Genomic DNA, 12,118 nt, shown 5'->3' on the forward strand with positions numbered 1-12,118 from the left:
GGTGCTGGGCGGGGGCGCCCCGTGCGGCCGTGGTCATACGACATCGCACGGGGCGCCCCCAGCGGGGTGATGCCTCAGCGGAAAGCGGCGATGTTCCGGGCGACCCAGTCGCTGAAGGGGCGCGGGGCGCGACCGAGGACCCGTTCCACGTCCGGGCTGATCCGCAGTTCGGCCGGGTTCGGAGCGGCGATGATGTCCAGGGTGTCGTCGGCGAGCTCCGGCGGCACGAACCGGGTCATCGCGGCTCTGGCTTCCTCGCGGGTGAGTTCGTGGAACCGCACCGGCGAGCCGAGCGCGGCGGCGATGGCCGCCGCCTGCTGACGCGGGGTGATCACCTCGGGCCCGGTCAGCTCGTAGATTCCCCCGGCGTGCCGGTCGTCCAGCAGGCAGGCCGCCGCGACCTCAGCGATGTCCAGCGGGTCGACGATCGGAGCCCCGACCTCTCCGAACGGCGCGGCGACCGTCCCTTGCGTACGGACGGACTCCGCCCAGCCCAAGGCGTTGGAGGCGAAGCCGCCCGGTCGCAGGACGGCCCAGTCCAGGCCGGACCCCCTCAACGCGTCCTCCAGCGCGCGCACCGCGATCCGTGAGGGTCCGAGCGGCCTGGTCGCCACGCCTTGCGAAGACAACAGGACGACCCGGCCGACCCCGGCGGCCGCGGCCAGGTCGATGATCTCGGCCGGCCTGGCGCCGGGGGAGTGGAGGTCGCCGGACAGCAGGAAGAACAGCGCCTTCGCCCCGTCCAGTGCGGGGGAGAGGCTTGCGGGGTCTGTCAGGTCGGCCGCCACATGCCGGACTCCGTCCGGCACCGCCGCCGCGTGCCGGGACACCGCAGTCACCTGCTCGCCGGCCTCGGCCAGGGCCTGCGTCAAGGGCCGGCCCACATTCCCGGTTGCTCCGGTCACCACGATCATGTTCAGCTCCTAGTCGGTTGTGCACTGCGGGGATTGACGCTAGGAGACGGGCTTACTTTTCGTAAGAACATACCTAGAGGTAAGCTCCGAACATGACGGAAGGCATGCAGCTCACGCAGGCCGGTGCGAGCGATGGGTATGAGGTGTTTCACACCGACTGCCCCGCGCGCGACATGGTCGACCATGTGACCAGCAGGTGGGGCATCTGGGTGCTGATCTCCTTGCGCAGCAACGACCTTCGGTTCTACGAACTGCGCAACAGCATCCAGGGCGTCAGCGAGAAGATGCTCTCCCAGACACTGCGCGCACTGGTTCAGGACGGTCTGGTCCGGCGGGAGGTCGAGCCGACGTCGCCGCCCCAGGTCACCTACGGGCTCACCGAGTTCGGCAGGCACGTCAGTGAACCTCTGACAGACCTGTTCGACCGGATCACGCAGCGGATGTCCGCCGACGGCGCGTCCGCTACGGAGACCGGCGGCCACCCGGCGGAGCGCCCGTCACGGAGCGGCTGAACGCAACAGGTGCTCGTACGGCAGGTTCGTGAGGTGGGGCCCGGACGCCCGACTACGCCTCACGCGAGGCGTAGTCGGGCGACCGGATTCAGCCCGGATCGCGTAGGGCGGCGAGGCGTCAGGCCTTGACCAGGACGTACGTACCGGAGCCGTCCTGCCTCCCACTGCTGTACTGGCGCAGGGGCTGGCCCTCGGCGTACCGGTCGTGCCCGATCATGTAGCCGGTGTACTTGTTCTGGACGCCGATGTTGTCGGAGCCGGGAACATCCCGGTAGATGTAGAACCGCTGGAGGTCGTCCGACTTGCAGTCGGCCTGCACCAGCGGAGACCCTTCGTCGCCCGCGGTCTGCTCGGCGATGGCCAGGCACTTGTTGCTTGAGTGATTGACGAGGATCTGCTCGGCGGCGCCGTTGACCTCCGGCCCGTGGCACAGCTGCCACTGGTCCAGGTTCAGGCTGAGCACCGTGGAGGGCTTCAGCTGGACGTTGTCACCCTGCAGGAAGCCGGGCGCGGTCCAGAACAGGGACCGGTCGGCTGTGCCGATCTTGTAGTAGCCCGCGTCGCAGGTGAAGCCCGGCGCGACGTCGGCGCCGGCGGACCGGCCGGCCGGATTCGGCTCTGCCGCCTTCCCGCCCCTCGCGGCCTTTGCTGCTCCTGCCGGTGCGGATGCCTTCACCGCCGGTGCGTGTCCGGCCCTGGCCGCCACGGTCCCGCAGTCGAGGAGATCCTGAGCCTTGCGCATGATGCTGTTGGCTGGCACCGCGTCCTCGCAGCGCACCGCGCCCTCTTCGAGCGTCGTGTACGTGGTGTAGCTGCCGTTGCTGGGACCTGCCACCCACTTCAGGCCGAAGGTGCCGTCGCCCAGGTCGACACGGTTGCAGTTGAGGCTGCCGTACTCGCCCGTTACCTTCTTCGTTCCCTCGTAGAGGGCGTAGTAGCCGGGCTTCTGGAAGTTCCACGTGATCGACTTCGAGGTGCTGCCGGTGGAGGTGTAGGACATCTGCACGTCCAGGCCCACGGACGCGCCGGCCTTGCTGAGGGCTTCGACCTCGAAGCTGCTCTCGATACTGGTCTTCTGGCCGACCGACACCGAGATGACCGTCTGGGTGCTGGTCTCGACCGTCTGGGAGCCCAGCGAGCCATCGGTGACGTACCAGCCCTTGAAGTGCGTGATGGTCGGGGCGACTTCGACACTCTGGATGAACGGGTGGCGTTTGCCGAGGTCGGCGGCCGTACAGGCCTCACCGAGCTCGGCCTGGGCAGCGGCGGGCCCGGCCGGCGCGGCGGCTGCCGGCGTGGCGGCGAAGCTCATGGCGGCGATTCCGGTGGCGGCTGCGGCCGTGAAGGCTATGAGCCCTCTGCCTAAGCGGCCGGTCCACCTTGTGTGACGCATCGTCTGTTCTCCCCCTTTGGCCGGCCCGCGCGAGGGCCGGATCCGGCCGGTGTGGTGTGGTCGTGTGATGGCGCTGAGCGCGAGTGAACATAGCGTCACCGGTAACGGCAGGACGACGCCGAAATCGGCCAGTGAGATCATGCCGGGCGGAATGGCCTGTTCTCGGTCGGTTTCGCGCGGGCGTCAGCCGTGCTCACCGTGATGGACGTCCGTCAAAGCGGATCAAGCCCAGGCAGGGAGGGACGACCCTCAACCGGAGGTCGGAGCGGGGCGTCGGACGGCACGTCGGCGCCGCTCACCGAGGACGCGGCGGTGTCCAATAATCCGTTGGCACCGGCCCGGGCGCCGTTGTTACTCTCGTGAAGTTCCTTCAGTCTGCTGTGGGCCATCTGCGCCCTGGAAAAGAGATTTTGTGTTCCGGCCCGCGCCGAGCGCGCTTCGCTGCACCGCCTGACCGTCCGTCTCCTTGATTCCGTCCCTCGCGGACGGTGACCGGACGTGATTTCTCCGGTGCTCCGACCCAGCCCACTCCCATGCCGGCAGCCATGCCGCGACGTTTGGGGTGGGTGGGTTCATCGAGGCCGCTCGGCCTGCTCTTGCTGTCATTACAGACCTCCCAGCAAGGAGCACCCCGGGTGTCCAGCACTGAAAAGATTCTCTCAAGCACTCCACACACCCTTCTGACCAGCACCTTCTCCTGCGCGTGGTGCGGCCGGACCGTGTCCACCGCCGCCGGTGACGGCACACGACGCAATCACTGCCCGTCGTGTCTGCACTCCCAGCACGTCCTCGACCGTGCTGAGGGCGGCGCCAGTGACTGCGAGGGCCGGATGGCCCCGATCGCCGTCGCCGTGCCGCGCACCGGCGAGTGGATGGTCATCCACCGTTGCGTGCGCTGCGACGAGCTCACTTCCACCTCCGTCTGCGCCGACGACAACCAGCTCGTCCTGATGCGGATGGCCGTGCGGCCACTGGCACAACCACCTTTCCCGCTCGAAGCGTTCGGCGACCTCTGAACCGGGAGGAGAAGGCCGACCATGCCGAGACGAGCGAAGAAGCCCCGTGGCCGTGCACAGGCAGCGCGGCGCCCACAGCGGCACAAGGACGTCCTGCACAGCGAGGCAGGACACCGGGGACACGACTTCCGTTGCGCGGGCTGCCGGCTGGAGGTGTCCCTGGACGCGCCCGGCACCACGCACCGCAATCATTGCCCGAACTGCCTGTCCAGCCTGCACGTCGACCGACGCGTACCGGGCGACCGGGCCGCGGACTGCCGGGGCCGGATGGAGGCACTTTGCCTGTCGGCACGGTCCGACGGCGAGTGGATGATCATCCACGAGTGCTTGTCCTGCGGTGAGCTCAGCGCCAACCGCATCGCCGGTGACGACAACGCACTGGCTCTGCTGCGCCTCGCACTCAAACCTCTGCGGGATCCAGGCGCCGCCCGGCGCATACAGCTCGCACTGTGACCCGGCCGTCACTCGCGGCGTCGCGTCCCGGGACGCCGACGCCACGATGCCCGGGGGCCCGGCCGGCATCCGGCATCACCCGGTGAGACGGACGGCGCGCAGCGTCTCCTGGGGGTCCAGGAAGGCGAGCATCCGGCCCGAGGCAACGGGAGCGCTCTTGCGGATGCTCGACTTGAACTCGCCCTGCCACAGCGTGCGGCCGTCCGCGGAAAGGAGGACGCGGACCGCCTGCCGCTGCTGGAACAGTCTCGCGGTGTGTGGGTGACGGATCATGGTGTAGTCGCCCGCGGAGTCGATCCTGAGGTCCTCGCCACCCTTGAATCGCCAGCGCTCCGCACCGTCTTCGGCGCCGAGACAGACCGCGCCGTCGGATGTGGGCAGAACGAAGCCGCCGGGAGTGGACACCGGTTCAAGATCGCGGTCCGCAGCGCCGGCCTCGCCTTTGAAGGCCCACTTCTGCTTCCCGGTGCGGACGTCGATGGCCGTGGGGCTGCTGCGCTCGCCTTCAAGGCGTGGGAGCAGGAGGGTGGTGCCCGAGAGGGGAGCAGCCGGGGGAGTCTCGCTCCTGCTGCCGTCGCTGCCGGGTACGGCCCTGATCTCGGACAGCGGGATGCGCCACTTCTCGCCTCCCGTGCGGGCACTGCGCAGGACGAGGTCGATGCGCTGCTTCTTGCCGTGCTCGTGGAAGAGGACGGCGTCGTCCGTTCCCCGCGGCGCCCCGACGTACGTTCCGAGGTCGCTGTACAGGTTCATGCGAGGCTGCGTCCAGAGCTTCCTTCCTGTCGCGCCGTCGAGTGCCGTCGAGCCCACGAGCGCCAGGTCCCCGATCGTCGTGATGCCTCCCGGTCCGGACACCGACTGGCGCCAGCGTTCCTTCCCGGAACGTGCGTCGAAGGCGGTGATGTGCTGTTCGTTGGGGTCGTCACTGCCGAAGAGGACCAGTCCTCGGTCGAGAACATGCAGGTCACGGTCGTCCTTGTCGTACGCCTCCAGCTTCCAACGGGTCCTGCCGGTCGTGCCGTCGAGGGCGTACAGCACCGGAATGAGGTCCTCGGGCAGCTGGGCCAGCGCGATCACGGTGTCGCCGCCGTCGAGCGCGACCGCCTGTGAGCGTCCGTGCAGAGGCCACTCAAGGCCGAGGTCGCGCTTCCACAGATGCTTGCCGCTATTGAGATCGAACGCCTGGATCAGGGCACTGTCATGGGCGGGTACGAAGCAGAGTCCGCCGGACCGGACGGGCTGGTCGTACCCCGCTCCGTCCGAGCCGGGGTCGTAGGACCAGGCGAACGGGTCGTGTTCGGGACTGCCGGTGAGGTAGACGCCCGCGGAGACGCCGACCGCGGCCACGGCGGCGACTCCGGCGCCGCGCCGAAGGAGTCCGCGGCGGCTCAGCGGGGTGCGACCGGCTGCCCCCGGGGTGTCGGCACGCGTGGCAGTGACGGTGGGAGCTGCCTCGGGCGGCACCGCACTGTCCGCCTGCCCGGGGCGCGGGGACGGCACAGGCGCCGTGCGAGGTGCCCGGCCCTCGCACTCGCGCAGCGCGTCGGCGAGTTCGGCGGCCGATTCGTACCTGTCACGGGGATCCTTCGCCAGCAGGCGCAGAATCAACCGGTCCCAGCCGGGTGAGATGCCCGGCGCCACGCTGCTCGGCACGGGTGGCACGTCGTTGAGGTGCGCCGTCAGAAGCCCGAGGGTGTCGGGTGCGCCGAACGGCAGCCGCCCCGTACGGAGTTCGAACAGGACACAGCCCACCGCGTAAAGGTCGCTGCGCTCCTCCGGGTAGCCGCGGGCCTGCTCGGGCGCCATGTACGCGGCCGTGCCGACGACGAGTCCGGTGCGGGTCAGCCGGCCGTCGGCGGCCGAGGGGTCGGCGGCTCGGGCGATGCCGAAGTCGAGGACCTTCACCCGGGCCGACGATGCGACGAAGATGTTGGCGGGCTTGATGTCACGGTGCAGGACACCGACGGCATGCGCCTCCGCGAGTGCCTCGCAGATCTGGACGCCCCAGCGGGCCGCGTCCGCCCCACTGAGCGGTCCGCGACGGACGGCGGCCTCCAGGCCCTCGCCGCGCAGCAGCTCCATGACCAGGAATGGTGTATCGCCCTCCGGGGTGGCTGCCGTGCCCAGGTCGTGCACGGTGACGATGTGCGGATGCTGCAGAGCGGCGGTGATCCGCGCCTCACGCAGGAAGCGGGCGCGTGCCTCGTCGGCGGTGCTGCCGCCGCCCCCGAGCACCGAGATCACCTTCACGGCTACCGCCCGCCCCAGAACTTCGTCGCGGGCCTCCCAGACTTCCCCCATCCCGCCCTGTCCCAGCAGCCTGACGAGCCGGTACCGGTCGGCCAGTATGCGATCCACCACGGCTCCAAGTCCCCCAGATCGCAGCGCGATTCCAGCAAATTGATCGCAGCGTAGCTCCAGCATCGGGCGTACGCACGGTCGGGTGCGGCGAAGCCGCGGACGCAGGGGGGCCCGGAGCTCGGCGGACCACCGCGTGGTGCAGGGGCCCGGTGAAAGTTGTGTGATCAGCTCGTCGCCGGCCGGGCGGGCTTCCAACCCCTCAGAAAGAGAGTCCTGTTGTCGTCACGGCTGGTGACGGTGTCACGGCACCACTGGTGAACAGAGCCGGCCGAACACGCTGTCGCCAACCGCATTTCACGCCCCGGAGACGCCGTCGATGCGCTCTCGGATCAGGTCGGCGTGGCCGTTGTGACGTGCGTACTCCTCGATCATATGGACCATGATCCAACGCAGCGAAACACCTCCGTCACCTACGTGGCCGGCTTCCTGCTCGGACAGCCGACCGGAGTCGTCCAGCGAGGCGGCAGCGATGAGCTCACGCCCTCGAACGATCTCTGCCCGCCAGACCGTCACGGCCTCGTCGAGTCCTCGGCCATCCTCCAGTGCGAAGCCGTCGAGGTTGCTCTCCCCGAAGACTGCCTGCACGTCCTGGCCTGCGAACACGCGCTGGAACCAATTACGTTCCACCTCGGCCATGTGCTGGACGAGGCCCAGCAGTGTCATCGACGACGGCGCAGCCGAGGCCAGCCGTAATTGATCGTCTTCGAGGCCCGAACACTTCAGGGCGAGAGTGGCCCGGTGAAAGTCGAGCCACGATTCCAGCATGGCGCGCTCGCCGGCATGCGCGGGTGGGACAGGGCGTCCATCCGGTGTCGAAGCCATGCCAGGACCCTGGCACACGCCGCCATGAGCTTCGCGGGCCTTCGCTGGAAACGAACATGCTCGCCACTTCGGGAAGCACCTGGGCCGTCCTGGAAACCGAACGCTCTGCTTCCCGGGCGTATCCGGCGAAGGCGGACTCTCAGACGCTCGGCTGTCGGGCGAAGGGCCCGGACAGGGCTGCCCATTGCAGGAGCAGGATGGTTTTCCCGTCGGTGATGCGTCCGTCGCGGATCATAGCGAGGGCCTCGGCAAAGGGAAGTTCGAGGACTTCGATGTCCTCGCCCTCTTCCTCGAGGCCTCCGCCCGCGCCGGTCCGGTCGGCCGGGGTGTACGGGGCGGCGAAGAAGTAGAGGCGCTCGGTGACGGATCCCGGGCTCATGTAGGCGTCGAGCACGTGGGTGAGAGGGCCCAGTCTGATGCCGAGTTCTTCGGCGCTCTCGCGGCGGATCGCGGTGTGCGGGTCTTGTGCGTCGAGCAGTCCGGCCGCCGCCTCGATGAGCATGCCGTCGGGGTGGCCGTTCACGTAGGCCGGGTAGCGGAACTGGCGGGTGAGCAGGACGCGGCTGCGTTCGGTGTCGTAGGGCAGGACGACGGCGCCGTTGCCGCGGTCGTAGGTCTCGCGCTGATGGGTCTCCCACCGTCCGTCGCGGCGCCGGTAGTCGAAGGTGGTGCGGCGCAGGACGTGCCATCCCTGGGAGGTGAGTTCGACATCGCGTATCCGAACGTCGGGGTTGCGGTCGAGGTCGCGTCCGGCGAGGTGGAGACCGGTGCGTCCGCGGTGATCGGGGGTGTCGACGCCCAAGCTGCTCGTCACATGCTCTCCTGCGGGGTGCGGCGCGGAATCTCGGCGACATCGTGGTAGACGGGCAGGCCGCGGCAGCGGGCGGTGGCGACGTCCTGGTCGGCGCCGACGGATTCGCCCGGCAGGCGCAGAACGGCGTCGCAATGGGCGAGCAGTCGGTCGGCGGTCGGGTAGAGCACCTGGTCGGCGAGGCGGTCGGTGGGGCCCGCGCCGGCGGAGCGGAGGACGGGCAGGGCGATCCATTCGCCGATCACGGGCAGATGTCCGGCCGCGAAGACGGGCCAGGCTGCGGTTTCCAGGCGGGCGAGGTTGGCGGCCATGGCCTGCGGGGTGCCGTCGGTGCCGGAACGGTAGGGGCCTGCGATGAGGATGAGCAGGGGCTTGTGGGGCATGGCGGCTAAGATACATGCATAATCGTGCAAGAACTGGAAGGAACGTGAATGCTGGCTGCTGAACGACGCGAGCACCTGCTGGATCTGCTCGCCCGCACGGGAAAGATCGTGGCCAAGGACGTCGCCGCCGAACTGGGCATTTCCGAGGACAGCGTGCGGCGTGACCTTCGCGATCTCGCTGCCGAGGGGTTGTGCCAGAGGGTGTACGGTGGCGCGCTGCCCGCGTCTCCCGCAGTGGTGGACTACGACGCCCGGCAGGCGGTGACCCCGGACAGCAAGCGGAAGGTCGCCTCAGTGGCCGCCGCGCTGGTGCGGCCGCGCGGCTCGGTGATCCTCGACGGCGGCACCACCGCCCTCGCCGTGGCGCGGGCGCTCCCGAAGGACCTCGCCTGCACGGTGATCACCCACAGCCCGACGATCGCCACGGCTCTGATCGACCATCCGCGGGCGGAGCTCTTCCTCCTCGGTGGGCGCGTCTTCAAGCACTCGGCGGTCACCTGCGGCGCCGCCGCGGTCGAGGCCGCGCAGAACGTCTCCGCCGACCTGTGCCTGCTCGGCGTCACCGGCGTCCATCCCGAGGCCGGACTGACCACGGGGGACGCCGAGGAGGCGGCGATGAAGCGTGCCCTGTCCGCGCGGGCCGCGGACACCTACATCCTCGCCTCCCGCGAGAAGATCGGTACGGCCTCGCCGTACCGCGTCCTGCCGTGGGAGAAGATCACCGGGCTGATCACCGACGCCGATCCGCACGACACGGCCATCGGCCAACTCAGGACACTCGGCGTGGAGGTCCTCGTAGCCCAATGAGACCCGAATCCGGGATCTCGGACCGGCAGCAGCGCCCTCTGAGATGCTGAGCCCGGGGCGTAACTCTCAACGCCCGCAGATAGATTGCTCGTTCGGCAGATCCCGGCGGCCTGCTCATCGGTGGACGAGCAGTTCTGCCGATGCCGCGCGTTCGCTGCCCCGGTTGGCTGGTGAGACGAGACGCAGCGCTTCGGCCGCTGAGGATCGCGTTCCGACTTCTCCGCGAACCCGTCGCGTGGGATTCTGCGCGTGGCTGGGGGTCGCGCTGCTCGCTACAGCCGACACCAACTGAACGAGGCGCGATCCTCAGGAGATGCTGTCCAGCCCGGTGTCCTTGGGTAGATTCCGTGAGTGACGTACTACGCGGACTTGACGCCGTACACGTATGACAGGGACAACTGGGCGAGAGGCGAGACGGGGGCGGGAATCTGGCGTGATGTCCCTCTGATCAATGTGGGCTGGCTGGAGCACGGGCAGCCTTACGAGCAGGGCGATCCTCCTTCCGGACTGGCTGCAGTGCTGATTCGGATGAGCCGGACGCATCGAGCCCATCAGACTCGCGGCTTCCACTCCTGCCCGTTCTGCGCTTCGCGGATACTCGGCAGTCGCGCCAGTCACCCGCAGGGGAGTGCGGAGATATGGGTGATGGGCAGAGGTGTCGCCTACGCTGCTCCGGAACTGATCGCCCACTACGTCGGGGACCATGGCTATATGCCGCCAACTGCCTTCATCCAGACGGTTCTCGCCACCGCCTGAACGCACGGGTGACGGGGCTGTCCAGGACTGCTCCGATGCCGTGATCACACTCACCACATCGTGATCATCACTCGGGCAGACCCAATGCCGGGACGAGCTCCGCAGCTGAACTCATCGGGGCAGCCGACAGTGAGCAAGACCGGGGGAAGTCGTGAACCGACCACTGCTGTTCCTCGATGTCGACGGGCCGCTCAATCCCTATGCGGTCAAGCCGGAGATGCATCATGCAGGTGTCCGCGGGGTCCCTTTCGGTAGGTTCACCGAGCCCAAGGACGTGGGCGTCAGGTGCAGAGCGGAAGGGGATGAACGTGGCAGTTGAGCGGCTCGACTCGGAGTGGGTGGACAGCTGGTGCAAGCGGGTTTCCGCAGCACTCGAACCCCTGATGTCGTCGTTCTTGGAGACCCACGGGTTCCCGCCTGGTGAGAACGCCATCGCGCCGGCGACAGACGAGAGCCACGGGGCGACGGGCGCGCTCGTGGACCTGACGCCCATCCCTTCCGACCTGACCACCCTCTACTGGGTGATCAGTGAGATCTCCTTGCCGGACATCGAGAACGGATACTTCATCCACTCTTCCGCGACGGTCGCCGAGCACTTCCGTGAATACGGGGCCGCCGAGGTGGACGACGAGTCGCCCGGCATTGTGTTCGCCAGTGATGGTGGTGGCCATCTGTTCGCCGTGGCCACCAGCGGGCGTGTTTGGAGGTCGACGACCGCGGCCTGGTTCGACGACTTCGAGGAAGCTGCCGTATCCGTCCAAAAGTTCCTGGAACAGATCAGTCAACGGATCGCCGATCAGTGCTGACGGACGCGGTTTCCCTTCAGCGACGATCACCTTCGAGGGCGGCGATCCGCTTGTCGGCGAATCGTAGGTTCGAGCGGGCGCCTTCCAGCCGCTCCTGCAGCTTGCGATGCTCCTGGGTGTGCTGGTGAACGCGGTGCTTGAGGTCGGTGTTCTTGCTGGGTTCGGTTCAGCTCGGCCTCGGCGCTCAAGGCTCGCTCCCGCCAGGACGCCTCGATGCGATCGTGCGGGTCCTGTCCGAGTCGGTCATGCGGCTGCGGCTGTTTTCGACTGCGGACTTCACGAGGTCGCGAGCGTTGGTGTTCTCGTAGCGAAACGTGGCCGACACTCCCCGCTCGCTCGGCGATGGCCCGGACGGTCAGGCGTCCGCGTTCCCGGCGGAGTCGGCCGATGGCCTTCTCGACCTGGGTGAGCTTGTCCTGGGTCTGCTGCCGACGGGCACCGGCTAGGAGTCCGAGCGCAGACCCAGAGCGCTGTGCTGAATCAGCCCGGCCGGAGCATCGGAACCCGACTGCCGACGCGTCAACTCGACCAACTTCGAACGGAGATCCGTCGCCGGCTCGCCAAGCACGATGGCGCTGATCACCAACTCAAGCATGACGCAGTCGTAGGCATCGTCCGTACCCCGGTAGCGTTCGGCGTCACGTTCGACTACGGCACTGTCGATCCGCCATCCACCGCCATCAACAGGCGCGAAGGTCGCCGCGAAGGTTCCGTTACCAGTCCAGCTTCGGTGCAGGAAAACGACCTCGCCCTCCGTGAAGACGTCCCACTTCTCGTCCATGTCCCGCGACGCGTAGCCGAGCTGGATCCGCTTCCAGCCTTCATCTGACCAGACCCGCTGAGGCAGCTCCCGCATCGACTGAGGAGCTGATATCGACTGGATACGGCCGGAGAACGTGGACCGGGTTACACGTTCGTCAGCAGACATGGAGTGATCCTACGGACGAAGCCGAGCGTCCCAGCATCCCGTCTTCCACGGACCTCACTGTGAAACGACCTGTGGCACCAGCTGAGCTCGTCGTCGGTTCTTCAGATGGCCCCGTACTACAGGGAGCCGCGATCATTGCGGGGCAAACCCTAAGTC

The 12,118-nt window shown here is 68.2% G+C and carries 14 protein-coding genes; 7 read left to right on the top strand and 7 right to left on the bottom strand.

The window, feature by feature from the left end; all coding sequences use genetic code 11:
* Positions 1–74: 74 nt before the first annotated feature.
* Positions 75–914: an SDR family oxidoreductase gene (locus OG892_RS38595; protein ID WP_371631514.1), complete on the bottom strand. Its 840-nt coding sequence runs from the start codon at positions 912–914 to the stop codon at positions 75–77.
* Between the two features lie 92 nt (positions 915–1,006).
* Between OG892_RS38595 and OG892_RS38600 the strand changes: the two genes are divergently transcribed.
* Entirely contained in the window at positions 1,007–1,426 is a 420-nt protein-coding gene (locus OG892_RS38600) for a helix-turn-helix domain-containing protein (RefSeq protein WP_328864207.1), read from the top strand.
* A 118-nt stretch (positions 1,427–1,544) separates the two neighbouring features.
* On the opposite strand, the gene OG892_RS38605 is transcribed toward OG892_RS38600, so the two are convergent.
* On the bottom strand, positions 1,545–2,819 hold the full coding sequence (locus OG892_RS38605; RefSeq protein ID WP_371631760.1) for an RICIN domain-containing protein: 1,275 nt from the start codon (positions 2,817–2,819) through the stop codon (positions 1,545–1,547).
* A 635-nt stretch (positions 2,820–3,454) separates the two neighbouring features.
* On the opposite strand from OG892_RS38605, the gene OG892_RS38610 reads away from it, so the two are divergent.
* A complete protein-coding gene (locus OG892_RS38610; RefSeq protein WP_073733825.1) occupies positions 3,455–3,835 on the top strand; it encodes an RNHCP domain-containing protein in 381 nt (126 codons plus the stop codon).
* 21 nt (positions 3,836–3,856) lie between these two features.
* Positions 3,857–4,288: an RNHCP domain-containing protein gene (locus OG892_RS38615; protein WP_371631515.1), complete on the top strand. Its 432-nt coding sequence runs from the start codon at positions 3,857–3,859 to the stop codon at positions 4,286–4,288.
* A 75-nt stretch (positions 4,289–4,363) separates the two neighbouring features.
* Here the strand turns inward: OG892_RS38615 and OG892_RS38620 are convergent, their stop codons facing one another.
* The 4 genes from OG892_RS38620 to OG892_RS38635 form a co-directional block, all read right to left on the bottom strand.
* Positions 4,364–6,649 carry a protein kinase gene (locus OG892_RS38620; RefSeq protein ID WP_371631516.1) on the bottom strand — a complete coding sequence of 762 codons (2,286 nt, stop codon included), beginning with the start codon at positions 6,647–6,649 and terminating at the stop codon, positions 4,364–4,366.
* A gap of 294 nt (positions 6,650–6,943) precedes the next feature.
* Positions 6,944–7,471 (bottom strand): DinB family protein, encoded by a 528-nt coding sequence (locus OG892_RS38625; protein WP_328864203.1) that lies wholly within the window; start codon positions 7,469–7,471, stop codon positions 6,944–6,946.
* Between the two features lie 139 nt (positions 7,472–7,610).
* On the bottom strand, positions 7,611–8,285 hold the full coding sequence (locus OG892_RS38630) for an NUDIX domain-containing protein (RefSeq protein WP_328864202.1): 675 nt from the start codon (positions 8,283–8,285) through the stop codon (positions 7,611–7,613).
* Positions 8,282–8,665: a DUF4406 domain-containing protein gene (locus OG892_RS38635; RefSeq protein WP_073733820.1), complete on the bottom strand. Its 384-nt coding sequence runs from the start codon at positions 8,663–8,665 to the stop codon at positions 8,282–8,284. Before OG892_RS38635 ends, OG892_RS38630 begins: the two co-directional genes overlap by 4 nt.
* Before the next feature lie 48 nt (positions 8,666–8,713).
* Here OG892_RS38635 and OG892_RS38640 point away from each other — a divergent pair, with 48 nt between their 5' ends.
* From OG892_RS38640 to OG892_RS38655, 4 genes are all read left to right on the top strand, one after another.
* A complete protein-coding gene (locus OG892_RS38640; RefSeq protein WP_073733819.1) occupies positions 8,714–9,472 on the top strand; it encodes a DeoR/GlpR family DNA-binding transcription regulator in 759 nt (252 codons plus the stop codon).
* 351 nt (positions 9,473–9,823) lie between these two features.
* Entirely contained in the window at positions 9,824–10,228 is a 405-nt protein-coding gene (locus tag OG892_RS38645) for a hypothetical protein (protein WP_143195049.1), read from the top strand.
* Between the two features lie 302 nt (positions 10,229–10,530).
* Positions 10,531–11,034: a hypothetical protein gene (locus OG892_RS38650; RefSeq protein WP_371631517.1), complete on the top strand. Its 504-nt coding sequence runs from the start codon at positions 10,531–10,533 to the stop codon at positions 11,032–11,034.
* 314 nt (positions 11,035–11,348) lie between these two features.
* Complete coding sequence (locus tag OG892_RS38655; protein ID WP_371631518.1) at positions 11,349–11,480, top strand: hypothetical protein; 132 nt, start codon at positions 11,349–11,351, stop codon at positions 11,478–11,480.
* Here the strand turns inward: OG892_RS38655 and OG892_RS38660 are convergent.
* The gene (locus OG892_RS38660; RefSeq protein WP_371631761.1) at positions 11,477–11,890 is read right to left on the bottom strand and encodes a hypothetical protein; all 414 of its coding nucleotides are present in this window, start codon (positions 11,888–11,890) and stop codon (positions 11,477–11,479) included. The genes OG892_RS38655 and OG892_RS38660 overlap by 4 nt on opposite strands.
* Between the last annotated feature and the right edge of the window lie 228 nt (positions 11,891–12,118).

Source organism: Streptomyces sp. NBC_00341 (assembly GCF_041435055.1).
GTDB lineage: Bacteria > Actinomycetota > Actinomycetes > Streptomycetales > Streptomycetaceae > Streptomyces.

Bases quoted from the DNA above. Each gene is read 5' to 3' on its own strand.
- OG892_RS38595 (WP_371631514.1), bottom strand. From the start codon at position 914: ATGATCGTGGTGACCGGAGCAACCGGGAATGTGGGCCGGCCCTTGACG.
- OG892_RS38600 (WP_328864207.1), top strand. From the start codon at position 1,007: ATGACGGAAGGCATGCAGCTCACGCAGGCCGGTGCGAGCGATGGGTAT.
- OG892_RS38635 (WP_073733820.1), bottom strand. From the start codon at position 8,665: ATGCCCCACAAGCCCCTGCTCATCCTCATCGCAGGCCCCTACCGTTCC.
- OG892_RS38625 (WP_328864203.1), bottom strand. From the start codon at position 7,471: ATGGCTTCGACACCGGATGGACGCCCTGTCCCACCCGCGCATGCCGGC.
- OG892_RS38650 (WP_371631517.1), top strand. From the start codon at position 10,531: ATGAACGTGGCAGTTGAGCGGCTCGACTCGGAGTGGGTGGACAGCTGG.
- OG892_RS38605 (WP_371631760.1), bottom strand. From the start codon at position 2,819: ATGCGTCACACAAGGTGGACCGGCCGCTTAGGCAGAGGGCTCATAGCC.
- OG892_RS38615 (WP_371631515.1), top strand. From the start codon at position 3,857: ATGCCGAGACGAGCGAAGAAGCCCCGTGGCCGTGCACAGGCAGCGCGG.
- OG892_RS38660 (WP_371631761.1), bottom strand. From the start codon at position 11,890: ATGCGGGAGCTGCCTCAGCGGGTCTGGTCAGATGAAGGCTGGAAGCGG.
- OG892_RS38640 (WP_073733819.1), top strand. From the start codon at position 8,714: ATGCTGGCTGCTGAACGACGCGAGCACCTGCTGGATCTGCTCGCCCGC.